The 23,775-nt window shown below is 74.6% G+C and carries 21 protein-coding genes; 6 read left to right on the top strand and 15 right to left on the bottom strand.

Translation table 11 applies throughout. The annotated features are described in order from the left end of the window. Window positions 1-50 precede the first annotated feature (50 nt). From ACQEVU_RS08985 to ACQEVU_RS08970, 4 genes are all read left to right on the top strand, one after another. The gene (locus tag ACQEVU_RS08985; RefSeq protein ID WP_433322090.1) at window positions 51-641 is read left to right on the top strand and encodes a TetR family transcriptional regulator C-terminal domain-containing protein; all 591 of its coding nucleotides are present in this window, start codon (window positions 51-53) and stop codon (window positions 639-641) included. 61 nt (window positions 642-702) lie between these two features. After that, window positions 703-1,230 (top strand): hypothetical protein, encoded by a 528-nt coding sequence (locus ACQEVU_RS08980; protein ID WP_433322089.1) that lies wholly within the window; start codon window positions 703-705, stop codon window positions 1,228-1,230. Window positions 1,231-1,310: 80 nt separating this feature from the next. Further along, window positions 1,311-2,426, top strand: a complete 1,116-nt coding sequence (locus tag ACQEVU_RS08975) for a sensor histidine kinase (RefSeq protein ID WP_433322088.1) — start codon at window positions 1,311-1,313, stop codon at window positions 2,424-2,426. Then, window positions 2,423-3,142, top strand: coding sequence for a response regulator (locus tag ACQEVU_RS08970; RefSeq protein ID WP_433322087.1), 720 nt, complete (start codon window positions 2,423-2,425; stop codon window positions 3,140-3,142). The genes ACQEVU_RS08975 and ACQEVU_RS08970 overlap by 4 nt, the downstream gene beginning before the upstream one ends. Before the next feature lie 24 nt (window positions 3,143-3,166). Here ACQEVU_RS08970 and ACQEVU_RS08965 read toward each other — a convergent pair whose 3' ends face one another. The 3 genes from ACQEVU_RS08965 to ACQEVU_RS08955 all read right to left on the bottom strand — a co-directional run bounded on the left by ACQEVU_RS08965 (window position 3,167) and on the right by ACQEVU_RS08955 (window position 6,021). Beyond that, a complete protein-coding gene (locus ACQEVU_RS08965) occupies window positions 3,167-4,201 on the bottom strand; it encodes a nitronate monooxygenase (RefSeq protein WP_433322086.1) in 1,035 nt (344 codons plus the stop codon). 106 nt (window positions 4,202-4,307) lie between these two features. After that, a complete protein-coding gene (locus tag ACQEVU_RS08960) occupies window positions 4,308-5,027 on the bottom strand; it encodes a SanA/YdcF family protein (RefSeq protein ID WP_433322084.1) in 720 nt (239 codons plus the stop codon). A gap of 64 nt (window positions 5,028-5,091) precedes the next feature. Further along, window positions 5,092-6,021 carry a carbohydrate kinase family protein gene (locus ACQEVU_RS08955; RefSeq protein WP_433322083.1) on the bottom strand — a complete coding sequence of 310 codons (930 nt, stop codon included), beginning with the start codon at window positions 6,019-6,021 and terminating at the stop codon, window positions 5,092-5,094. An 84-nt stretch (window positions 6,022-6,105) separates the two neighbouring features. Here ACQEVU_RS08955 and ACQEVU_RS08950 point away from each other — a divergent pair, with 84 nt between their 5' ends. After that, a complete protein-coding gene (locus ACQEVU_RS08950; RefSeq protein WP_433322082.1) occupies window positions 6,106-8,085 on the top strand; it encodes a hypothetical protein in 1,980 nt (659 codons plus the stop codon). A 2-nt stretch (window positions 8,086-8,087) separates the two neighbouring features. Next, complete coding sequence (locus ACQEVU_RS08945; protein WP_433322081.1) at window positions 8,088-9,371, top strand: extracellular solute-binding protein; 1,284 nt, start codon at window positions 8,088-8,090, stop codon at window positions 9,369-9,371. Window positions 9,372-9,610: 239 nt separating this feature from the next. On the opposite strand, the gene ACQEVU_RS08940 is transcribed toward ACQEVU_RS08945, so the two are convergent. The 12 genes from ACQEVU_RS08940 to ACQEVU_RS08885 form a co-directional block, all read right to left on the bottom strand. Beyond that, window positions 9,611-10,405: an alpha/beta fold hydrolase gene (locus ACQEVU_RS08940; protein WP_433322080.1), complete on the bottom strand. Its 795-nt coding sequence runs from the start codon at window positions 10,403-10,405 to the stop codon at window positions 9,611-9,613. 868 nt (window positions 10,406-11,273) lie between these two features. Next, window positions 11,274-11,960 (bottom strand): class I SAM-dependent methyltransferase, encoded by a 687-nt coding sequence (locus tag ACQEVU_RS08935; RefSeq protein ID WP_433322079.1) that lies wholly within the window; start codon window positions 11,958-11,960, stop codon window positions 11,274-11,276. A 73-nt stretch (window positions 11,961-12,033) separates the two neighbouring features. After that, the gene (locus tag ACQEVU_RS08930) at window positions 12,034-12,699 is read right to left on the bottom strand and encodes a response regulator (protein WP_433322078.1); all 666 of its coding nucleotides are present in this window, start codon (window positions 12,697-12,699) and stop codon (window positions 12,034-12,036) included. Next, window positions 12,696-13,907: a sensor histidine kinase gene (locus ACQEVU_RS08925; RefSeq protein WP_433322077.1), complete on the bottom strand. Its 1,212-nt coding sequence runs from the start codon at window positions 13,905-13,907 to the stop codon at window positions 12,696-12,698. The genes ACQEVU_RS08930 and ACQEVU_RS08925 overlap by 4 nt, the downstream gene beginning before the upstream one ends. A gap of 10 nt (window positions 13,908-13,917) precedes the next feature. Further along, window positions 13,918-15,912 carry a polysaccharide deacetylase family protein gene (locus tag ACQEVU_RS08920; protein ID WP_433322076.1) on the bottom strand — a complete coding sequence of 665 codons (1,995 nt, stop codon included), beginning with the start codon at window positions 15,910-15,912 and terminating at the stop codon, window positions 13,918-13,920. A 927-nt stretch (window positions 15,913-16,839) separates the two neighbouring features. After that, window positions 16,840-19,380, bottom strand: a complete 2,541-nt coding sequence (locus ACQEVU_RS08915) for an FtsX-like permease family protein (RefSeq protein WP_433322075.1) — start codon at window positions 19,378-19,380, stop codon at window positions 16,840-16,842. After that, entirely contained in the window at window positions 19,377-19,502 is a 126-nt protein-coding gene (locus ACQEVU_RS08910; protein ID WP_433322074.1) for a hypothetical protein, read from the bottom strand. The genes ACQEVU_RS08915 and ACQEVU_RS08910 overlap by 4 nt, the downstream gene beginning before the upstream one ends. After that, complete coding sequence (locus ACQEVU_RS08905; RefSeq protein WP_433322073.1) at window positions 19,499-20,218, bottom strand: ABC transporter ATP-binding protein; 720 nt, start codon at window positions 20,216-20,218, stop codon at window positions 19,499-19,501. Before ACQEVU_RS08905 ends, ACQEVU_RS08910 begins: the two co-directional genes overlap by 4 nt. Continuing rightward, the gene (locus ACQEVU_RS08900; RefSeq protein WP_433322071.1) at window positions 20,205-20,372 is read right to left on the bottom strand and encodes a hypothetical protein; all 168 of its coding nucleotides are present in this window, start codon (window positions 20,370-20,372) and stop codon (window positions 20,205-20,207) included. Before ACQEVU_RS08900 ends, ACQEVU_RS08905 begins: the two co-directional genes overlap by 14 nt. Further along, entirely contained in the window at window positions 20,359-20,526 is a 168-nt protein-coding gene (locus tag ACQEVU_RS08895; RefSeq protein WP_433322070.1) for a hypothetical protein, read from the bottom strand. Before ACQEVU_RS08895 ends, ACQEVU_RS08900 begins: the two co-directional genes overlap by 14 nt. Further along, a complete protein-coding gene (locus ACQEVU_RS08890; protein WP_433322069.1) occupies window positions 20,513-21,073 on the bottom strand; it encodes a PadR family transcriptional regulator in 561 nt (186 codons plus the stop codon). The genes ACQEVU_RS08895 and ACQEVU_RS08890 overlap by 14 nt, the downstream gene beginning before the upstream one ends. Before the next feature lie 26 nt (window positions 21,074-21,099). Then, window positions 21,100-23,697: an RNA repair domain-containing protein gene (locus tag ACQEVU_RS08885; protein ID WP_433322068.1), complete on the bottom strand. Its 2,598-nt coding sequence runs from the start codon at window positions 23,695-23,697 to the stop codon at window positions 21,100-21,102. Window positions 23,698-23,775: the final 78 nt, after the last annotated feature.

Below are 23,775 nucleotides of genomic sequence, written 5' to 3'. Positions count from 1 at the left end.
GCGCCCTCCCGTACTTCCCTCGTAACAAGCGTTACCGTAACATCTGTTACGTGAGACGCAACGAGGACCACGGGGAGCGGCTGTCGCGGGCGGTCTGGGACGTGCTGGCCCGCGACGGCCTCGAACGGCTCACCATCCGGGCGGTGGCCGCGGCCGCCGGCTGCACCACGGGCCTGGTCATGCACCGCTTCCCCAACCGCGCGGCGCTGCTGGCCCACGCCCGGCAGCTGCTGCACGAGGTGACCGGCGCCCGCGTCGAGGCGCTGGAGGCGGTCGCCGGCTCGCCGCGGGCGGCGCTGCGCGACGTGCTGCACCAGGGCCTCGCCCTCGACGCCCAGCGCGCCGCCGAGAGCCGGGTCTGGCTGGGGTTCCTGGCCGCCGCGTTCACCGACGACGACCTCATCGGCATGCACCGCGCCAACAACCGGGCCTGGCGCACGCGGATCGAGCGGCTCGTCGCCGCCGCCGCGCCGCAGTGGCCGGCGCCGCGGGTGCAGGCCGCCGCGCTGGGGCTGCTGGCGATGGCGGAGGGCGCGGCGGCGCTGGCCGCGGCCGATCCGCAGGCGTATCCGCCGGCCGCGCAGGAGGCGATGCTCGACCTGGCGATGGAGGCGTACGGGCTCGGAATCTCCACCCCGTGATGGAGCCGTTTCCACCCGTGGGTGGCGGTGCCGAGGGCCGCCGGTCCATAGCGTCTACGGCATGAACCCGACCACCCTGCTGATCGCCGTCGCCGTCATCGCCCTGCTCATGGTCCGCCGGTTCATGGGCGAGCCGCTCGAGGCCCGCCGCCTGGTGGTGCCGCCGCTGATCCTCATCGTCATGGGCGGATACGCACTGTCGAAGGTCGACTTCGCCGCCACCGTGCACCACGCGATGCTGGACGGGGCCGTCCTCGGCGCCGGGGCCGTCGTCGCGGTGCTGGGCGGGGTGCTGCGCGGCCTGACCGTGCGGGTCTACGTGCGGAACGGCCATGTGTGGTACCGCTACACGCTCGTCACCATCGCCGTCTGGGCCGGCCTGATCGTGCTGCGGCTCGGGCAGTCCTTCGCCGGCCACGCGCTCGGCGCCGACCAGGGCATCCTGACCGCCGGCCTGCTGCTGGTACTCGGGCTGAGCTTCCTCGGCGAGGCCGCGATCGTCGCCCGCCGGGCGATCGCCACCGGCGCGCCGTTCGCCCCGCGGGGCGCGCGCCGGGCCGCCCGCTCGGGCTCCGGTCTCCTGCGGTGAACCCGGTCCCAGCCGCCGGGCCCTCGGGCCCGGCGGCCGCCTGTCCGGTGCGGCCCGCCGGAACGGCCGCGAAGGGCTGGGTGGAGCAGACTGATGCCGTGCTCAACGTCACCGACCGTCACATCGCGCGCTGGCGACAGATCCGCAGCCTGATCTTCCTGGTGCTGCTGACCGTCGCCATGTTCCAGGACGACGTCCGCCCGGGGATCACCGGCCGGGCCCTGGTCGTGACGCTCGGCGTGGTCGTGGGCGGGCTGACCTGGATCGCGATGACGTTCCGGGCCGGCGGCGAGCGGCTCCAGCCGTACACCATCGGCATCTGCATGGCGACGGGCATCGTGCTGACCGCGGTCCGCCCCGGCGACTTCGGCCCCTGCTACAGCATCGCCGCCGTGACCTTCGCCGCCACCACGCTGCCGCTGGTCCGGGCCGCGATCATGTCCGGCGCCACGGCCGCGGTCATCGCGGCGGTGCACCTCGCCGTCGGCGCATCGATCGAGTCGACCACGATCTGGGCCGGCGCCATGGTGGTCGTGCTGCTACTCGGCATCGTGCGGCGCGAGCGCGAGGCCCGCGCCGAGCAGGACGAGCAGCTGGCCGGCGAGCAGGCCCGCAACGCGGCGCTGGCCGAGCGGGCCCGGCTGGCCCGCGAGATCCACGACGTGCTCGCTCACTCATTGTCGGCGCTGTCGCTGCAGCTGGAGACCGCGGCGGCGCTGCTGGAGCGCGACCGCGCGGCGGACGCCGCCGTGATCGTCGACCGGGCCGGCCGCCTGGCCCGCGACGGGCTCACCGAGACCCGCCGGGCGGTCAGCGCGCTGCGCGGCGACCCGGTGCCGCTGCCGGAGCTGGTCCGGGAGCTCGCCGCCGGCGACGGCGCCTCGTTCACGCTGGAGGGCGAGCCGCGCGACCTGAGCCCGGAGACCGGCCTGGCGCTGTTCCGCGGCGCGCAGGAGGCTTTGACGAACGTGCGCAAGCACGCGCCCGGCAGCACCGTGTCGATCCGCCTGGCGTACCTCGACGACGCCGTCCGCCTGACCGTGCACAACCGCGACCCGGCCGGCCCGCCGGTGACCGGCCTGTCCCCCGGCTACGGCCTGACCGGCCTGCGCGAGCGCGCCGAGCTGGCCGGCGGCACCCTGGAGGCCGGGCCGGGCGACGGCGGGTGGGTCGTGGATGTGAAGATGCCTGGATGAGCGGTTCGGAGCGAAGCGGAGAGGCCGCTCTGCATAGGCACGATTGCATCCGCGTGGTCGTGGCCGATGACCAGACGGCGGTGCGCGAGGGCCTCGCCGTCATGCTGGGCCTCCTCGACGACGTCGAGGTGGTCGGCGAGGCGGCCGACGGCGAGCAGGCGATCGAGCTCGTCGAGCGGCACCGCCCGGACGTGGTGCTCATGGACCTGCGCATGCCGCGCCGCGACGGCGTCGAGGCGACCGGCGTCATCCGCGCGAAGCACCCGGAGACCCGGGTCGTGGTGCTCACCACGTTCGCCGACGACGAGCACATCCTGGCGGCGCTGCAGGCGGGCGCGCTGGGCTACCTGACGAAGGACGCCGGCCGCGTCCAGATCGCCCAGGCGGTCCGGGCCGCCGCGGCCGGCCAGTCGGTGCTCGACCCGCACGTGCAGCAGCGGCTGCTGGCCGCCGCCGTGCAGGGCGGCCGCCCGCCGTCCACGGTGGACGCGCCGGCCGCGCCCCGGACCGGCCCGCTGCCCGACGGCCTGACCGCCCGCGAGGCGGAGGTGCTGGGCCTGATCGCCGCGGGCCTGTCCAACCGCGAGATCGCCGAGCGCCTCTACGTCACCGAGGTGACGGTCAAGTCGCACGTCAACCGCCTGTTCGCCAAGGCCGGCGTCCGCGACCGCGCGCAGGCCGTCCGCTACGCCTACGAGCACGGCCTCGCGTCCTAGCCCTAGGCTTGGCCGCCCCGCCTTTTAAGCCTTCGCCGCCAGGCCGGCCAGGGCGGCCCGGGCCGCGCCCGGCCGGGCGTGCCGGAACCGCTTGCCCGCCCACAGGTTGACCCGCTCGACGTCCCCCGCCGCCGCGGCCGCCCGGCGCAGCGGCGTGGTGAGGTGGTGTACCGCCGGATAGCCCAGCGGCGCCAGCCCGTCGAAGCGCTCCACGAACCCGTTGCGCAGCGCCCGCGCCGGCCGCCCGCTGAACGCCCGCGTCACCACGGTCTCCACATTGGACAGCTCGACGAGGGCGGCCTTGTGTACCGCCGAGGCCCCGCTCTCGTCCGTGCGCAGCAGCGCGGTGCCGGCCATCGCCGCCTCGGCCCCGGCCCCGAGCACGGCCACGACGTCGTCCGGGGTCGCCACCCCGCCGGCCCCGACGAGCGGCAGCCGCACGGCCGCCCGCACCGCCCGCAGGAGCTCCGGCAGCGGTACGTCATCCGGCAACACGCCGGGCGTGAAGGTCCCCGAGTGCGCCCCGGCCGCGGCGGCCTGCACGACGAGCCCGTCCACCCCGATCTCCTCGGCCGCCCGCGCCTCCGCCACGGAGGTGACGGTCTGCAGCACCACCACACCGGCCCGCCGCAGCGCCAGAAGATCCGCGCGCGGCGGCAGCCCGAACGTGAACGACACCACCGGCACGGGATCCGCGACGAGCAGCGCGATCTTGTCGCCCCAGTGGTCGTCGTTCTCGACCGCGGCCCCCTCGGCCAGCCGCAGCCCGTACACGTCCCCGTCGCTCTGCAGCGCCTCCGCATAGGCCCGGAACTCCCCCGGATCGACCGGGACGGGGTTGGGCGCGAACACGTTGACCCCGAACGCCCCGGTCCCGGCCCTGCGCACCGCCCCGATCTGCGCGGAGACGTCCTCCGGCGTCCGGTACCCGGCGGCGAGGAACCCGAGCGCCCCCGCCCGCCCGGCCGCGGCGACAAGGGCCGGCGTGGTGGGCCCCCCGGCCATGGGCGCCGCGACCACGGGCGAGCTGACCCCGAGCCCGTCGAACAGTCCACTCATGCGTCCGATCCTCCCTCGCCGCCGCGGGTCTCACGATAAGTCGGGCGCTGCGCGCCACGACTTATCGGATTTATACCCTGACCGGCGGAAAGTCCGATTCAGCGCGTCAGCCGGCGCGCAGGGCCTCCTCGACGCCGGTCTCGTGCTGGCCCAGGTAGATGGGGTCGCGGCCGGAGACGACGTCGTACGCGGCCTTGTCGGCGGCCCCGAACTCGCGGACCTCGCCGGTGATCCACGGCTTGTGGAACTGCGACATCGTGTGGTCGCCCACCCCGTCGGCGTCGAGGCCGAGGCGGCGGCAGAGGGCGACCGCGCGCGGGATGTGGTACGCCTGCGTGACCACGATCGCCCGCGTCACCCCGAACACGCGCACCGCCCGCGCGCACGAGTCGTAGGTGTCGAAGCCGGCGTAGTCGCGCACGATCTTCACCGGCGGGACGCCGTGGTCGATCAGCCATTGGCGCATCGCGGAGGGCTCGTCGTACTCGTGCCGGCTGTTGTCGCCGGAGACCAGGATCGCCCGGACCTTGCCCGACTCGTAGAGGCGCCGGGCGATCTCCAGGCGGGCGGCCAGGAACGGCGACGGGGAGGCGTCGGCGTACACCTGGGCGCCCAGCACCAGCGCGACCGGCGCCGCCGGGACGTCCTGCTCGGTGAAGACGTGGCCGCGCGCGCAGAAACGCAGCCACTCGACGGCGCCGAGCGTCCCGACGCTCACGAGGAACACCGCGACGCAGAACAGCATGGCCGCGCGGCGCACCAGGCCGGGCCACCGCGGTGCGAACCACCGGGCCGCGCGGATCATCGGATCGACGAGCTTCGGCATACCTGAAGAGGATGGGGCCGCCCGGCACCGGCGCAACGCATCGGCGCCAAGCCGACAGTTGCGGTCAGGCGCCGACCGCGGCCGCCCAGGTGGCCCGCACCCGGTCGACGCCGGCGGCGAGCTCGTCCTCGGTGATGAGCTCCTCGTGGGTGCCGTGCGCGCCGCACGCGAAGGCGCCGGACACCGCCCCCGCCAGGGCGCACTCCGGCAGCGGCGCGCCGCGCAGCCAGCGGCTCATGAACGCGGTGCTGTACGCGTCGCCGGCGCCGTTGCTGTCCACCACCGGGCGCTGCGGCCGGGCCACCGGGAAGCGCAGCACCTCGCCGGACTCGCGGTCCAGCACGCGGCTGCCGGACGCGCCCTCGGTCGCGACGACGAGCTGCGCGCGGCCCTCGGCCCGGATGCGGCGCATGATGACCTCGATGCGGTCCGGCGCCGCGGCCGAGGAGAGGAAGACGATGTCGGCCTCCCGGGCCATCGACGCGCCCCACGGGTCGGCGCCGTCCCAGGCGTGGATGTCGGTCGAGGTGGTGGCGCCGCGCTCCCGGGCGGCGGCCCACACGGCCGGCGTGTACGAGGTGGCGACGTGCACGTGGGCGGCCCGCTCGACCAGCGGCAGGTAGAACTCCTCCGGCAGCACGGTGCCGGGCGGGTGACGGCCGTCGAAGAACGAGAAGCGGCGGCCCTCGGCGTCGACGAGGTTGACGCTGCGCGGCGTGCCGTTCGGCGCCGGGTGCCCGCTGTAGTCGAGGCCGACGGCGGCGTAGCGGGCCCGGATCAGCTCGCCCATCGGGTCGTCGCCGGCGAAGTCGGCGAACCTGGTGCGCAGGCCCAGCGCGTGGAAGCCGAGCGCCACGCCGTTGCCCGAATGGGCGACGTAGTCCCGGACGGGCGGCACCGTCAGGAAGTCGCCCGGCGGCACGCTCAGCTCGGGCACCCGCACGATCGTGTCGATGCCGGCTCCACAGAGGACCAGCGCGTCGAGGTCGGCCATGGGCGCTTAGCTTAGACGGCGGAACTGGACATTGAGGGGCATGATAAGAAGGGACATCCAACCGCCAGGGGGTGCGCCGCCGGCATGGCTGAATCGGGGGACAACGGGAACGGCCGGAAATCCGCGCGGTCGCTCGTCTCGACGCTCGTGGCCATCTTCACCGCGCTCGGCATCGCCCTGGAGCAGCTGTCGACCGGGCAACCGGCGTCGCTCGCGCGCTGGGTCATGCTCGGCGTCGGCGCGGGCATCGGCGGCATCGGCGGGCTGATCGCCGCCGGCCGCTTCGAGGGCGCGCTGCAGTGGTCGGGCAGCGCGGTGTCGCGGCTGCTCTGGCTGCTGCGGCCGCGGGTGCTCACGCTGGTCGGCGGGTTCTGCATCGTCGCCCTCGCCGCCGGATACACCGTGCCCACCGCGATCGACGCCGTGCGGCGCTGGCGCGACGGCTGCCCGCGGCCGGCGGCGGTGCGGGTGCTGACGTCGGCCGAGCAGCTCGGCGCGGCCCGCCAGCTGGCCGACGACTACGAGGCCTTCACCGCCGCCGCGCACCACGGCTGCCCCACTTCCGAGTTGTACGTCTACCCGTCCCGCCCCGCCGACGCCCGCGACGCGATCGGCAGCGGCTGGACCAACGACGCGCTGCGGCGCATCGGCCCGCGGCCCGACGTGTGGCTGCCCGACTCCACCGCCGACGTCGACGGCGCCCGCGACGCCGCCGCACGCTTCGCCGTGGCCGTGCCCTTCGCCGACCAGCGCTCGCTCGGCGCGTCCCCGATCGTGCTGGGCGTGCCGGCGATCGCCGTGCCGCCGGACCTCGCCGACCGCACCCGCGAGCTCACGTGGGCCCAGCTGTGGGACGAGGTCGGCCGCCGCGGGTGGGACGTGCTGCGCCCGGACCCGGCGGTGTCGGGCGCGGGGTCGCTGGCCACCATCGCGCTGTACAACGGCATCCACGCCGACCCGGCCGGCGCCCGCGCGGCCGAGCAGCGCCTCGAGCGTTCTCTCGACGCCGGCGGGTTCCCGCTCGCCGACGCCGCCGAGCTGCTGTGCCGCAAGCGGATCGGCGACCCGCACCGGGCCGCGGTCATCGCCACCGAGCAGGCGCTGGTGCGGTTCAACCAGGGCCTCGGCTGCGGCCTGGACCAGGGCCCGCCCGACTCGGAACAGACCCTCGTCGCCTTCTACCCGACCGACACCATCGGCGCCGACCACCCCTTCGTGCGCATCGGCTGGGACGGTACCGCGGCCACGACGACGGCCGCCGCCAAGGACTTCGGCGCGTGGCTCGGCGGCGACGACGGCAAGCGCGCGCTGGTTCGCACCGCGCTGCGGCCGCCGCCGCTGTTCGAGGTGGCCGACCCGCTGACCGAGCGCTTCGGCGCGCACGCCGGCATCGCATTCGACCGCCGCCCGCCGGCCCGCGACGCCGTCGCCGCCGCGCTGAAGCGCTACGGCGAGGCCCGCCGCCCCGGCCGGATCCTGCTGGCGCTGGACGCCTCCGGCTCGATGCAGACCGCGGTCGACCACACGGGCACCACCCGCTTCCAGCTCGCCTCGACCGGCGTGGGCAAGGCGCTGGAGCTCATGAGCGGCCGCGACGAGTTCGGGCTGCGGGTGTTCCCGGCCGACGGCCGCGGCGCCGGCGCCCGCGAGATCGTGCCGCTGGGCAAGGCCGACGTGCCGATCGGCGGCGTGCCGCGGGCCAGGGCGGCCACCGACGGGCTGGCCCGGGTGCGCCCGGCCGGCAGCACGCCGCTGCTGCAGACCATCGCCGACGGCGTGCGCGACGCCGGCGCCGGCGGCACGCCGGACGAGCGCATCGCGAGCCTCGTGGTGCTCACCGACGGCAACGACACCACCGGCCGCCCGCCGTCCGAAGTGGACACCGAGGTACGCGGCAAGGGCGTGCGGGTGTTCGTCATCGCCGTCGGCGAGGCGAGCTGCGGCACGTTCGGCCTGCGCGACATCGCCACGCACACCGGCGGCGCCTGCTACGACGCCGCCCCCGGCTCCATCGGCGACGTCCTGCAGGACCTGTTCGCGCTGTTGTGGGGAGGCGAGGCCTAGCCATGCGGATACCGACGCCCAAGCTGCGCCCGTGGCAGTGGTGCCTGCTCGCCGGCCTCGCCGCCGGCGTCGCGCTGACCCTGCTGAGCGAGCGCCTGGTGCTGCCGCTGTTCGCCGGCGACGGCGGCCCCGAGCCCGGCGAGCTGGTCATCCTGAGCGGGCGCGACGACGGGTACGGCAACCAGCGCCAGGCCCTCGTCGACCAGTGGAACGCGCTGCACCCGCGCAACCCCGCCCGCATCGAGGAGATCGCCGCCGTCGCCGACGCCCAGCGCAGCGAGATGGTCGCCCGGGCGCAGGGCAAGGGCCAGGGCGACGCCGACATCTACAACCTCGACGTCACCTGGACCGCGGAGTTCGCTTCCCAGGGGTACATCCGCGAGCTGGACGGCGCCGAGACCTCCGGCTTCCTGCCGGCCCCGCTGCAGACCTGCCGCTACGGCGGGCACCTGTGGGCGCTGCCGTTCAACACGGACGCCGGCCTGCTGTATTACCGCGAGAAGGTCGTCGGCGACCGCGCCCCGACGAGCTGGCCCCAGCTGGTCGCCGCCGTACAGAAGGCGGACGGCGCCACCGCCGGCTACGCGGGCCAGCTCGCCGACTACGAGGGCCTCACGGTCAACGCCCTGGAGGCGATCTGGGCGGCGGGCGGCGATGTCGTGGACGGCGAAGGCCACGTCGTCATCGACTCCCCCGAGGCCCAGCGCGGCCTGACCAACCTCGCCACCGGCCTGCAGCCCGGCCCGCCGCAGGTGATCCTCCCCGACTCGCTGAACTTCGACGAGCAGGCCGCGACGCAGGCGTTCGCCGAGGGCAAGGTGCTGTTCATGCGCAACTGGCCGGTCGCCCACCGCACCCTCGACCCCCCGGCGAGCGCCGACAGCACGGCCGTGCTCGACTTCGCGGTCGCCCGCCTCCCCGGCCCGAGCGCGCTGGGCGGCCAGAACCTCGCCATCTCGGCCCACAGCAAGCGCCCGCGGGCGGCGCGCGAGCTCATCGAGTTCCTCACGTCGGAGCGCAGCCAGCAGATCCTGTTCGAGCGCGGCGGCTTCGCGGCCACCCGCGAGATCGTCTACCGCGACGCGGCGGTCACGTCGCGGTACCGCTACGCCCCCACGCTGCTGGAGTCCATCCGTTCCGCCCGGACCCGCCCGGTGACCCCGCACTATGCCCAGTTCTCGGAGACGTTCCGCGCCGTCGTACGCCAGGCCCTGTCCGACGGCGGCCGCCTCCCCGCCGACGCGAAGCCCCGCCTGGAGGCCGCGCTGAAGGGTTACAAGCGCTGAGCGATCGGCACCATGCCCAGTTCTCGGAGACGTACGCCAGGCCCTGTCCGACGGCGGCCGCCTCCCCGCGGACGCGAAGCCCCGCCTGGAGGCCGCGCTGAAGGGTTACAAACGCTGAGCGAGCGGCACCATGCCCAGTTCTCGGAGACGTACGCCAGGCCCTGTCCGACGGCGGCCGCCTCCCCGCGGACTGCGCTCCGTCCGACGGCGGCCGCCTCCCCGCGGACCGCGCCGAAGGGTTACAAGCGCTGAGCGAGCGGCACGTTTCCGAGGGCGATGTCGGCGATGGCGGCGAGGCTCTGGGTCCCCGGAACGAAGTACCCGTCGTGCCCCTCGACCCCGCCCACGGGCAGCGGTTCCGCCCCGAACGACGGCTCGTACGGGTGCACCCCGTGCCCCGCCCCGACGATCTGCACCCCCGGGATGCGCCGCGTCCAGTCGCCGGCCGCGGTACCGGCCCACACGTGCGCGGCGGTGTGCAGCTCCCGGGCCGAGTCCACTCCCATCCCCGGGCTGCCGAGCGCGACGATGTCGGTGACGCGCTTGTCGAGCTTCGGCGCCGCCAGCCCCGCCACCGTCGACCCGTAGCTGTGCCCGACCACGACGATGCGCTGCCCGGGAAGCCGCGAGACGAACTCGCGCAGGGCTGCGGCCCCCGCCGAGGCGAGGTCCTCGCGGGCGGCATCGATCCCGACGCCGTGCGGTGTGCGATACCCCAGCCACGCGACCACGGCGACGTCGCCGTTCGGGTCGCGGGCGGCGATCTCGTCGGCCAGCCGGTGCGCCTGCCAGGCGGGCGCCCGTCGCTCGACCCCGCCCAACCCTCGGTCAAAGTTGCCGGCGGTGGTGTCGACCCCCGGCACGAGCACGACGATCGTTCGGGCCGCGAACGGATCGCCTACGACTTCGAGCGCCCGCCCGTCGTCGTACCGTGCGCTGTGGATCGCGAGCGGCGCTTCGACGACGGCCGGGTGGGTGGGCCCGAAGAGGGTGAGGGCGGCAGCGGCGAGGGGAACGAGCAGCAGGCTTCGCATGCCGTGGAAGCTAGGAACGAGCCGGTCCCTCACTCGTCATACCGCAGAGCGGTCATTGCCCTACCTCCCCGGTATCCCACGCCGCGCTCCCGTCACCTCTCGCTTCGCGTTGTAAGTATGTGTGCACTCACTTACAACACCCGCTGCGCGGGCCGCTCAACAATGACACCTGGGGCCGCGAGCCCCCTGACCAGGCATTCGCCGCCCGCAGGTTTGTTTGTGTGCACTCACTTACAAGCCGCGCGCGCAGCAACCGGCGACGTCGGCCGCCGCCCCGACCGCTGCGGCGACCACCATAAGGACAGCCGCACGGCCGCCAGCCGCTAGTTTGTTTGTGCGCACTCACTTACAAGCCGCCGCCGCGACAAAGACAACGGCGGCCGCCGCCGCCGCGACTGATGCGGCGATCGTCATGAGGACAGCTGCGTGATTGCCGGGCGGCGGTTTTGTTTGTGTGCACTCACTTACAAGCCGCCACGGCAAAGACAACGGCGGCCGCCGTCACCGCGACCGCTGCGGCGCCCAACGACGACGCCGCCCTGCCGCGACTGCTGCGGCGACCGCCATGAGGAAGCTGCGTGATTGCCGGGCGCTGGTTAGTTTGTGCGCACTCACTTACAAGCCGCACGCCCGCGGCAAACGACAACGACGGCGCTGCCAGCGGCCGGCCGCCGTAGCGACCGTCGCGGCGGCCGCCGTCAGAACAGCTGTGAGGCTTCCGGCCGGTGGTTTGTTTGTGGGGACTCACTTACAAGCCGCACGTCCGCGGCGAACCACGACAGCGGGGGCGGGCGCCGCGGTCGCTGCGGCGGGCGCCATGAAGGAGCTGCGTGGTCGGCGGCCGACGAGTTTGTTTGTGGGGACTTACTTACAACTGGTCCAAGGCGAAGAAGGCCATCGGGTCGTGGGCGCCGTTGTGGACGGGGGCCGAGATGTGCAGGCGGCGCTTGACGCTCAGCAGGTGGTCGCGCAGGTCCGGGTCGGCGTTGCGCGCGGCTGTCAGGTAGCGCAGGCCGCGCGAGCGGAGCCAGCGCAGCAGCACCGTGCCCTCGCTGTTGGGCCATGGGCGCCGGGCGTGGAAGACGTCGTGGACCGCCACGGCGGTGGCGGGCTTCAGGCGGTCCAGGATCGCGGAGGTGTACCAGCGGGCGAAGCCGGCCGTGTGGCGGGCGTCGATCAGGACGAAGCCGGCGTTGTCCGGGAGTTCGGCGTCGCGGACGTCGCCGTGGGTGAAGTGCCACCGGGTGCGGGTCAGGGCGTCGGGCAGGTTGCGGCGGGCGTGGTCGATCCGGTCGTACGTGTGCAGGACGCCGTCGCCGTTGTCGCGCAGTGCGCGCAGGAGCCAGGACGTGGACCAGCCGTGGAACGAGCCGATCTCGATGACCGTGTGGGGGCGCAGAGCGCGCAGCGACAGGTAGCAGATCTCGGCCTCGATGTCGTCCAGCTTCGGGCGCATGGCGCGCTGGGCCAGCAGTTCTCGCTGCTCCTCGCGAGCCACGCGCAGATCGGGGGCGTACTCGCGGTACCAGTCGATGAGCGTGTCCACGGTGTACATGGGCGCGAAGCTAGGTTGGCGCCCGGCGCGGGCACGTCACTCCGGAGAGCCATGCCGATGTCGTACCGCGGTACTACTCCCCCGCAGTGACCACGCCCGTCTCGTAGGCGAAGACGACGGCCTGGGCGCGGTCGCGCAGGTCGAGCTTCTGCAGGACGCGGCTCACGTGGGTCTTCACCGTCTGCTCGGCCACGACCAGGGACTCGGCGATCTCGGCGTTGGACTGGCCGCGCGCGATCAGGCGCAGTACCTCGACCTCGCGCGGGGTCAGGTCGCGCAGGCGGTCGGGGCGGTGCGCGACGGCGCGCGGGCGGGCGGCGAACTGCTCGATGAGCTTGCGGGTGATCGACGGGGCCAGCAGGCCCTCGCCCGCCGCCACGACCCGCACGGCGTTGACGAGCTCGGCGGCGGGGGCGTCCTTGAGCAGGAAGCCCGAGGCGCCGGCCCGCAGGGCCTCGAACACGTAGTCGTCGAGGTCGAACGTTGTGAGCATGAGCACGCGCGGGCGGTACAGGCCGGGCGCGACGTCGAGGAGGCGGCGGGTCGCCTGCAGGCCGTCCAGGACCGGCATGCGGATGTCCATGAGGACCACGTCGGGCGCGCGCTCGCGGGCCAGCGACACGCCCTGCTCGCCGTCGGCGGCGTCGCCGACGACGGTGAAGTCGGGCTGGGCGGCCAGCAGGGCGGCGAAGCCCTGGCGGACCATCGCCTGGTCGTCGACGATCAGGACCTTGATCATGCGTCTCCGTTCCGCGGGGGCGGGTCGCCGGCGATCGGCAGCAGGGCCTCGACGTCGTAGCCGCCGTCGGCGGACGGGCCGGTGCGCAGGGTGCCGCCGAGGGCGGCGGCGCGTTCGCGCATGCCGAGCAGGCCGTGGCCCTTGCCCTCGGGCGCGGGCGGGGCGCCCGTCGGCTCGTTGCGCACGAAGATGCGCAGCTGCGACTCGTCGCGGGAGATGGCGATGGCGACCGGCGCGCCGGCGGCGTGACGGCGGGCGTTGGACAGCGCCTCCTGCACGATGCGGAACGCGGCCAGGCCGACGCCGTCGGGGACCTCGGCGCCCGGCAGCGGGGAGTACTCGATGCGCACCCCGGCCTCGCGCGCCTCGCGCACCAGGCCGGACAGGTCGTCGAGGGTCGGCTGGGGCTCGGTCAGCGGTACGGAGTCGTTGCGCAGCACGCCGAGGAGGCGCCGCATCTCGGTGAGCGCCTCTCGTGAGGTACCGGCGATGGCTTGAAGCTCTTCGGCAACGGCCGGCGGCACGCCCTCGATGCGGTAGACGGCCGTCTCGGCCCGCACCGCGATGAGCGACATGTGGTGGGCGACGACGTCGTGCATCTCGCGGGCGATCCGGTTGCGCTCCTCGGCGATGGCCCGGCGGGCCTGCGCGAGCTCGGAGCGCTCCTCCTCCTCGGCCAGCGCGCGCTGGACCTCGCGGCGGCGGCGGATCTGGTCGCCGATGACCAGGACGGCCGCCACGAGCAGCAGGAGCCCGGGGACGTTGGGCGGCTGGACGTACGCCACGATGAGCAGGAACGCCGACAGGCCGGTCCAGACGACCACCCCGCGGGGATGGCGGATCGCCACGACGGCGAGGATCACCGGGTAGCTGAGGATCTGCACCGGCTGGAACGGCCACGGCGTGCCCTGGTTGATGTGCAGGCGCATGCTCGTGAGGATCGCCGTGAGGAATGCGACCCGCCAGGCCAGCAGCGGCCGGGTGGGGATCAGCGCGATCGTGCCGCCGATGAGGATCGAGCCGATGGTGACCGGCAGCCAGTTCCAGCCGGCGACGTTGCCCAGGTAGTACTGGTAGGCCATCAGGCCGCAGAGGAAGCCGAGCACGACGCCGATGAGCGGCAGCGCCCGGCCCAGGCGCGTCCTGGGGTGGACCGCCGGATCACGGCCGAAGAGAAACCGGCCCAGGTCCTTGGCGATCCACCCCACGACGGCCATGTTATGCCAGCTGCGGTACCACCTCGTCGAGCGCCTTGTCGACGGTCGCGACCGTGATCCCCTTCTGCTGGATCAGCTTCAGCTCGGCCTCGAGGTTGGCCGGCGTGACGGCGTAGGTCGGGTCCTCGGCGGTCGCGGACACCTCGTGGTACACCAGGACGAGCCAGCTCTTGTCCCGGATCGCCTGGTCGATCCACTGGCCGACCTGCGCCGGCGTCGTGGTGTCGAGGATGTTCTGCACCTTGATGTTGTTCACATCGGTGCTGTCCTTGGTGTTGTACCCCTCGTCGGTGGACCGGTGCGAGCGGTAGTACTTCTTGCTCGTGCTCAGGACGGTGGCGTTGTACTCGCCGTACGGGGTGGCGAAGTTCTTGGCCACGCCCGCGCCGTACCACTGCCGAAGCGTGGCCTGGCTGTCCTTGAGCTCGCTGTCGATCTGCGCCGCGCTCAGCGTCGGCAGGTGCGGGTGGTCGACGGTGTGCGAGGCGATCTCGACGCCGTGGGCGGCCAGGTCGCCCATCTGGGCCTTGGTCATGTAGTCCGGGTAGTCGATGGTGCTGGTGAGCAGGTAGTACGTCGCCGGCATGTGGTACTTGTCGAGCAGCGGAAGCCCGGCCGTGTACTGCGAACGCCATCCGTCGTCGAACGTGAGGCTGACCAGTGCGCGGTTGAACTGCGCCGGGGTGTACTCCGACAGCGAGAAGTCGTCGGTGGTGACCCAGCCGACCTTGGCGAGCACCTGGAAGACGGTGATCTTCGTGGCGCCGGTCGGGGCGATGTACTGCGCGGAGACCTTCGCCCACGCCGAGGACGCCGGCGCGGTGGCGAGGTAGGCGTACTGCTGCGAGCCGTCGGCCATCGTGACCTCGACGTCGATCTCGCTGTCGACATTGGACTGGTACCAGTTGGCGTACTGGTAGGTCTTGCCGGGCGTGACGGACACCGCGGACGGGCTCCACTTGGCGTCGCCGCTGGTGTACTTCGAGATCTGCGTCTTCACGCTGCGGCTGCCGGTGCGCCCGGTCGTGAGGTAACTGAACGCGGTGGTGTTGGTGCCCCAGCTCGAACTGCTCCAGCCGGCCGGCGCGCTGCCCGAGGCGGTCTCCACCGACGGGTTCGCGATCAGGTTGCCCGGCGTGGCCGGGGGCGGGGGCGGCGGCGTGGTCGTGGTGTTGTTGACCGTCACCGTGACCTTGGTCGTCGCCGCCGTGGCGCTGGTGGCGGTACGGGCGGTGGCCGTCACGGTGTGCGCGGCGTTGGTCGCCTTCGTGGTGTCCCAGCTCGCGGTGAACGGCGCCGTGGTGTCCTCGGCGCCGAGGTCGACCCCGTCGACGGCGAACTTCACGCCGACGACGTCGGCGCTCGCGGTGGCGGCGATCTGCTGCGTGCCGGACACGGTCGCCCCGTTGGCCGGCGAGGTGAGCGTCACCGAGGCCGGCGTCGGCGTCGGGTCCGGCGCGCCGGACTCGGCCAGGAAGTACAGGTCGGTCTGCAGGCTGCCCTTCTTGGCCAGCACGTGGTACACCGACGCCTTCACCACGTTCGCGGGCGTGGTGAACTCGATGGACAGCTGCTTCCACGAGGCCGACGCGGCCGCGTCGGTCAGCCAGGTGAAGGTCTGCTTGCCCGCGGCGTCGGTGTAGACGACCTCGAGGCTGGTCTGGACGTCGCTGATGTACCAGTCGGAGACGACGTACTTCGTCTTCGGCTTCACCGTGACGGGCGCGGCCATCCACTTGGCGTCGCCGGACGTGCGCGCGGTCATGGTGACGGCGAGGCTCTTCTGCCCGTCCTTGCCGCCGGCCTTCCAGCTCGACGTCGCCGTGTTGGTGCCCCACTTGTCGAACGTCCAGCTGGCCGGCGCGGACCCGGCCGCGGTCTCGGCCGACGGGTTGCCGATGAGGTTGGCCCCGATCGCGTACGCCGTCACGCTGGGTAGCAGCGTTGAGATCAGGGCCGCCAGAACCCCGCCGATGAGCAATTTGAACAGGCGCACGTGTCGGTACCCCTTCGTCACCGTGACCAACTTGAGGACGGGGTATCAGACCAATCCGCCATATATCGCGTCAACGCAACGTAAGGACGTCGTCACGACAGTTGCTGGCTCGTTCCCCCCGACCTGGGATTATTCCGCGATCCGGGACGATTTCGTGCACGTTTGGACTAACTCCCACGCGCCGGTGGTGTTACGTCGCATCACCCGCACGAGGGCGTGTCCGCAAAAGTCGCTCGTCAATGACTCTGTGTGACCGCCTGATGACGTTAGGCAATCATCGGCGCCGCTTCGTTGCCGGCGACGCACCGCCCGCTTGTAAGTGAGTCCACACATACAAACTCGGCCGGGACCCGGGGCGGCCGACGCCATGGGGTGGTTTGTCAGTCCGCACTCACAAACAAGCGCCGCCGCCCCGCCGCGCGCCACAGACGACGGCCCGGCACGGTTTGTCAGTCCACACTTACAAACAAACGGCCGCCGCCCCCAGCACGCCGCGCACGACGGGCCGGCACGGTTTGCCAGTCCACACTCACAAACAAACGGCCGCCGCCCGCAGCACGCCGCGCACGACGGGGCGGCATGGTTTGTCAGTCCACACTTACAAACAAACGGCCGCTGCCCGCGGCACGCCGCGCACGACGGGCCGGCACGGTTTGTCAGTCCACACTTACAAACAAACGGCCGCCGCGCGCAATGTGCGGCAGACGACGGGGCGGCGCGGTTTGTCAGGCCGGGGCTCACAAACACAAAGGCGACGCGGCGGGCTTCGTCGGCGCGCTCGCGGGCGTCACGGGCGGCGCTCGACCGGCAGCCGCGCGCGCGTGAACAAGGCGCCCGCCGCCACCGCGATCAACGGCACCGCCAGCAACGCGATCCCGATGCTCGTCCACGGCACGGCAATCGGCGCCGGCGGCGACGACGGCCACGTCATAACGCTGCGGCGGTTAAGGCGGCGATGAGAGCGGCCCCGGCGCCGAACCCACCCGCGACGCCGAGCACAGAGCCCAGCCCGGCGACCAGCCCGGCCCGGCTGAGGGCAAGGCGCCGCCGCAGCCCGGGCGACGCCCCGATCGCCCCGAGCGTGGCGTGGTCGGGCCGGCTGTCCACGGCGGACAACGCGGTGGCGATGGCGGCCGCCCCGAGCGCCACGGCCCCGGCGGCGAGGGCGAGCACCAGCGAGATGAGCCCGCTGTTGTAGTGGTACGGCGTCGCCACCTCGCCGCCGTAGCCGTGGCCGAGCCGGGCCAGGGACTCGTAGTAGGCGTCCCGCTCGGCGATCGTCGGGGGACGGGTTGTGGCGACGACCAGGCCGATGACCGCGCTGTCGTACCCGGCCCGGCGCACCGCGTCCGGCGAGATCGCCCAGAACTCGGCGCTGTAGGCGGTCGCGGCGTAGTAGCCGGGGACGCTCAGCGGCGAGTCGTCGGGGCGGGTGCCGGTACGCCGCAGCAGGACCCGGCCGTCGTGGACGAGCAGCGGGTCGGCGACGACGGCGCCGCCGGCCTGCAGGGTGGCGCGGGCGCGGTCGAGGTCGGCGCCGGACAGGCCGCCGATCGGGGCGAGCGCGGCGCCGTCGTCGACGATGTGCAGTACCGTCGCGTCGCCGAGCATGATGTGGTCCAGCTCGTCGCAGCGCGGGTCGGCGGCCGCGGCGCGCTGCTGGGGCGGGGTGAGGGTGCCCGCGACGTACGGGCACGACTGCTCGCGCGCCCGCGTCGGCTCCAGGCCGCAGCCGGTCGCCCGGTCGGCGCAGACGACGGCGCGAACCTCGGTCGACTCGCGCACCGGCAGCGGGGACAGCGCCGCGCGCAGCTGCTCGGTCGGCAGCCGCGGCGGCGGCTCGTCCGTGTGCGGCGAGGGCTGGTAGACGCTGGCGTACCCGGGCGGCAGCGTCGGCACCGCCATCCGCTCGGCGCGGGCGTCGATGCTGGTGCCGTACACGCCGACGGTGATGCTGCCGATGACCGCGGCCATCACGGCGCAGACGGCGGGCGCGGCGGCGGTGCGGTTGCGGGCGGCGTCGCGCAGCGCGATCCGGGGTGCGAGCGGGAGGCCGCCGCCGAGGCGGGCGAGGAGGGCCAGCAGCGCGGGCGTGGACAGCACCAGGCCGGCCTCGGCGACGAGCACGCCGGCCAGCACGACCCGGCTGTTGAAGCCGGCGACGCCCCACGCCGCGACCGCCGCGCCGAGGCCGACGGCGGCGAGCCCGGTCACCGCCAGGCGCCGGCCGGTCCGGGCGGCGGGGCGGCGGCCGGTGAGCCCGGCCAGCACCTCCGCGCGCCCGGCCGCGATCGCCGGCGCCAGGGCCGCGGCCGCGCCGGTCACGACCGCCAGCGCGGCCAGGCCGGCGAGGGCCGGGAGATTGATGCGGTACGCCCCGGCCCGCGCCGCCAGCACGTGCGCCTCGACCAGGGGGCGCGCGAGCATGGCCGCGGCGACGCCGAGCGCGACGCCCGCGACCGCGGCCGCCGCCCCGAGCACGACGCCGTCGGCGAGCACGATGCGGCGCAGGTGCGCGGGCGTCGCGCCGTTCGCGGCGACGAGGGCGAGCTCGCGGCGACGGCGGCGGGCGCCGACGGCGAAGGCGGGGCCGGCCAGGAGTACCACTTCCAGGAATGCCATGCCGAGCAGCAGGGGCGCCAGCTCGCGCCGCCGGTCCGGGGTCGGGTCGGTGAGGGCCGGCAGCATCCCGGCGCGGTCCGGGCCGAGCCGCAGTTCGCGGGCGGAGGCGGCCATGCCGCGCGCGTTGAGCGCCTGCACCTGGGGCCAGGTCAGGGGCTGGGGCGTGTCGGCGTACCAGGTGCCGGGGCGCGGCGGCAGCGCGCCCGGGCGCAGCACGAGCGCCGCACCCAGGTCGCCCGGGCGCTCGAACTCGCCGACGACGGTGAGCGTGCGGCCGGTGTCGGGCAGGATGAGCGCCCCGCCGATGCGCGTGCCCGTGCGGGCGAGGGCGGCCGCGTCGAGCGCCACCTCGTCGTCCGCGCCCGGCGCGCGGCCGCGCACGAGGCCGATGTGGCCGCGGTACCGCGAGTCCGCCAGGTCCAGCAGCAGCGCCGGCAAAACGGTGCGCCCGGCCGGCGTGCGCACGGCGACGAGGTGGTCCTCCTCGGCGCGCGTGACGGTGCTGCCCGGCGGCAGCGCGGCGAGCACGGCCCGCTCGGCGTCGGCGGCGTCACCGGCCGGCGCCGGCAGCGGCTTCCCGTCGCGCGGCACCACCTGCCCGCCCTCGCGGTCCTGGAGCACCGGCCCGTCGTACGGCCAGACCACCGTCGCGTCGAACCGCCCCAGGTCCCGGTCGGCGCGTTCGGCCGGGGTGAGCGTGAACATGGCGTCGGTCGCGGCGAGGAACGCGAGCGCCACCACGGGCAGGGCGATGAGCGCGACGACGAGCGCGGTACGCCCCCGCGCCCGCGCCGCCTCACGCCGCGCGATGCGCAGGGCATTGCCCCACAGGCGCAGCGCGGTCATCGGGCCGCGCCGTGAAGGAGCGTGAACACGGCGTCGGTCGTGGCAGCAAACGCGAGCGTCACCACCAGCAGCGCGATCAGCGCGATGCGCAGGGCATTGCCCCACAGCCGCAGCGCGGTCATCGGGTGGCGCCGTCGAGGAGCTGCTCGGCCGTCGCGAGGGGGCCGGAAGCGTCGACGACGAGGCCGTCGCGCAGGAACACCACGCGGTCGGCCCAGGCGGCGTGGCGGTGCTCGTGCGTCACCAGCACGGCGGCCGCGCCCGCGTCGACCTTGGCCCGCATGAGGCGCAGCACCGCCTCGCCGGTCAGCGAGTCCAGCGCCCCGGTCGGCTCGTCGGCGAGCAGCAGCCGGCGCCGCCCGACGAGGGCCCGCGCGATCGCCACCCGCTGCTGCTGGCCGCCCGACAGCTCGTCGGGGAACCGCCGGGCGCAGCCGTCCAGCTCCACGTCCGCGAGCGCGGCCAGGGCGTCGCGGCGGGCCTTGCGCAGCGGTACGCCGTCCAGCTCCAGCGGCAGCGCCACGTTCTCGGCCGCGGTGAGGGCCGGCAGGAGGTTGAGGTCCTGGAAGACGTACCCGATGGACCGCCGCCGCAGCGCCGCCAGCTCGCGCCGGCTCAGCGTCTCCAGCCGCCGCCCCTCGACGGCGACCCCGCCGGCGGTCGGCCGGTCCAGTCCGCCGGCGAGGTTCAGCAGCGTCGACTTGCCCGAGCCCGACGGCCCCATCACCGCCACCAGCTCCCCCGCCGCCACGGCCAGCGACACGCCGCGCAGCGCCGGCACCGCGGTCTCCCCCGCGCCGTGCGTGCGGCACACGTCGAACAGCTCAAGCACACTCACGCGCCACCTCCGGAGTCGCCGGAGCGACGGCGAGGGAACCGGCCGCGTGGCGCAACAGCGTGGGCTCACAGTGGTCGAGCCAGCGCAGCGCCGGCACCGCGGTCTCCCCCGCGCCGTGCGTGCGGCACGCGTCGAACAGCTCAAGCACGCTCACGCGCCACCTCCGGAGTCGCCGGGGCGACGGCGAGGGAACCGGCCGCGTGGCGCAACAGCGTGGGCTCACAGTGGTCGAGCCAGCGCAGCGCCGGCACCGCGGTCTCCCCCGCGCCGTGCGTGCGGCACACGTCGAACAGCTCAAGCACGCTCACGCGCCACCTCCGGAGTCGCCGGGGCGACGGCGAGGGAACCGGCCGCGTGGCGCAGCAGCGTGGACTCGCAGTGGTCGAGCCAGCGCAGCTCCGCCTCGGCCTGGAACACCATCGCGTCCAGCACGAGCCGCCACGGCAGCTCGCCGTCCGCGCCGCGCTTCAGCCGGGTGTACTCCTGCATCGCCCGCATCGTCGCCGTCCGCTGGCCCTGCACCACGGCCGCGACGTCGACGCCGGGCGTGGTGATCGCGAGCGCCAGCTTCACCGCGAGCTCGTCACGGGGCCGCTCGCCGCGCTCGACCGGGGTGGCGAACCACGCGCCGACCTCGGCCCGCCCGGCCTCGGTGATCTCGTACGGGCGCTGGCCCTCGGACTCGGGCAGCGCCCGCACGAGCGCGTCGCGCTCCAGCCTCGTCAGCGTCGTGTAGACTTGGCCGATGTTGAGCGGCCAGGTTCCCCCGGTCGACGCCACGAAGGTGGCGCGCAGCTGGTAACCGTGCATCGGCCCGCGCTGCAGCAGCGCGAGCAGTCCATGCCTGATCGACATGCATACCAAGTATGCATACCGAGTATCTACGTGTAAAGCGCCAGCGCGGCCGAGATCGCCGCGGGGTCGCCGCCGTCGAGGCCGAGCGCGCGGCGGCGCGGATACGGCCGGACCGTGGCCCCGGCGCCCTCCAGCGCGATGATCAGGCCGAGCACGCGCCCCTCGAGGTCGTTGCCGGACAGCGGCACCAGGCGATCGTGCCGCGCGGGGGCCGGGCGGCCGTGCAGCGCGTCGTCGACGAGGCGGGCGGTGGAGCGGGTCATCGTGCGGGTGGTGTTCACGCCGGGCGGCGTCGGCGAGTACACCGGCCAGTAGGCGTGCCGGTCCCCGGAGCGCGGGCGGCGCGGGTGCCCGGCGCAGTGGCGCAGGAAGCCGTCGAGGTCCGCCGCGTTGTGCCGCAGGGCCTCGGCCGCGAGGACCGCCCACGTGAACCCGCCGACCAGGCCCCAGGCGGCGCCGTCGAGCTCCCGCTCGCGCGACCACGCGCGGACCTGGGCGAGCAGGGCCCGCAGCGCGGCCGGGTCGAGGCCCTCCAGCAGCGCGTCGGCGTCGCGCACCGCGAGCACCGCGCGCCGGCCGGCGTCGTCGAGGCCGGGGTCGCCCGGGTCCAGGCGGTCCACGTCGGCGACGGCCACGTGCTGCACGTCGACGCTGACCCCGGCCACGCTCGCGCGCAACACCGGCACGATCGCGCCGGCCCGCCGCGCGCCCTCCAGCTGCCCGGCCAGCTCGCCGAGCGGGTCGCCGCCGCCACCGGCCCGAGGCGTGGCCCAGACCAGGTCGAGGTCGGTGGACGGGGTGGCGACGCCGAGGCGTACCGAACCCACCACATGCACGCGGGAACCGGGCCGCAGCGCGGCGCACGCCTCCTCCACCAGCCCGCGGGCGACGTCGTGGCCGGACGCGAACGGCACGCTCGCGCGCACCGCGAACGGCTCGTCGCCGCGGCGGGCGATGAGATCGACGGCGGTCGCGGTGAACTCGACCGGGCACCAGTCGCGCTGCAGCGCGGCGAACCGCTCGGCGACCCGCTCCGGCGGGCCGGTGAGCTTCGCGACCGTGAGGTGCGGCGTGAAGCCGCCCGCGCCGCGGGTGTCCTGCTCCGTGCAGCCGGGGAAGCGGGCGGCGAGCGCGGCCTGCAGGCGGCGCAGCGCATCGGGCGGCGAGGGCTCCGGCTCGGCCCACACCGTGGTGCTGCCGCGGTGGTCGAAGCGCCGCAGCCGGGCCAGCCGCACCCGGATCGGGCCGGCGCCGCCGGCCGACGCCACCACCCGGGCGGCGGCGTCGAAGTCGGCCTCGGGCACGAAGCCGTAGAGGAGGTTGATGTGCGGCATCCAGCGGCGGTACGCCGGGTCGTGCCCGGCCCGCACCGCCTGGATCTGCGCCCACACCCGTTCGGGCGGGCGGATCACGAGTGCGGAGGTGTGCACCGACGCCGAGCCGAGGGTCTCGGGCACCGGCTGCAGCAGCGCGGTGACGCCGAAGTGGTCCGAGGTGTACCGCGGGACGCCGTCCGCCACCGCGAACGGCCGGTCGCCGAAGCGCTCGGCCACGACCGGCGTGAGCGGGCCCCGCACGAGGATGCGGTCCAGCCGGGCGGCGCGCCCGGTGCGGGAGGCGACGGCGGCGAGCGGGTTGACGGCCGGGTCGAAGGTGAACCCGGCGTCGTGCGGGCGCAGCGCCCGCCACGCGTCGACGTAGCCGGCCACGGCCGGCGCGGCGTCGTCGCCGGCGTTGAGGTCGGCGAGCACCACGGCGGCGTCGAGGTCGCCGCGGCCGAGCCGCTCGGCGAGGACCCGCAGCTGGTGCTCCCGCCGCTGCTCCGCCCCCTCGGTGTGGTCGCTGGTGAGGTGGGCGGCGACGAAGCCGGTCGGGCGGCCGTTGAGCTCGGTGCGCCCCAGGATCAGCCGCTTGTACGCCGAGAGGCGGTGCACCTCCAGCGCCAGCGGCCAGCGCGCGATGAGTGTGGTGCCGTAGCCGGTCTCGGGGTCCGGCCCGGCGGAGACGCAGTACCCCTGCCGCAGCCACGGCGCCGCGAGCAGGGCCGCCCAGAGCTCGTGCGTCACCTCGTGCAGCGCGACCACGTCGGCGCCGAGCCCCTCGAGCAGCTCGACGCAGGCCGGCACCCGCAGCTCGGGGTAGGTGAGCTCCCGGTCGTAGGCGTCGGAGAGCACGTTGTACGTGGCCACCTGCACCGCGTCGGCGGACACCGGTCCGGGCGGCCCGGCCGGCACCCACTGCCCCGCCGCCGGGTCGAAGCGCAGGCACGCCGCCTCGTCGAAGGCGGACAGGGCGCGGGTCGCGGGGCGGCCCGGCCGTTCGGGGCGGGGCGGCGGCGCGGCGAGGGCGGCCAGGTCGGCGGGCGGGCCGTCGCCGGAGCCGAACACGAGGTCGACGCGGGCCTGCCGGTCCCACACGGTGCGGGCGCCGGCCTTGACGTACCGGACCCGGTGCCACGGCACGTCGCCGCCGCTGACGAACGCGAGCAGCGGCGTCTCGCGGACGCCGGCCCCGCGCTCCTCGTAGCCGACGACGAACCGGGACGCGTCGAGCGTGGCGTCGTAGCGGATGCGGGCGACGACGTCCTGGACGGGCCGCAGCCCGCCGCCTCGCGCCTTCGCCATGCCAGCAGCGTAGGTGCGCGCGGACGGGCCCGGCGAACGATTTCCTGGCGCCCACCCGCCGGGGCGGACGGGCGCCAG

The sequence above is a fragment of the Dactylosporangium sp. CA-139066 genome, from assembly GCF_050936175.1.
In the GTDB taxonomy this organism is placed as follows: domain Bacteria; phylum Actinomycetota; class Actinomycetes; order Mycobacteriales; family Micromonosporaceae; genus Dactylosporangium.
Note: the sequence above shows the minus strand (reverse complement) of the source record. Positions and strands in the feature narration are given on the sequence as shown.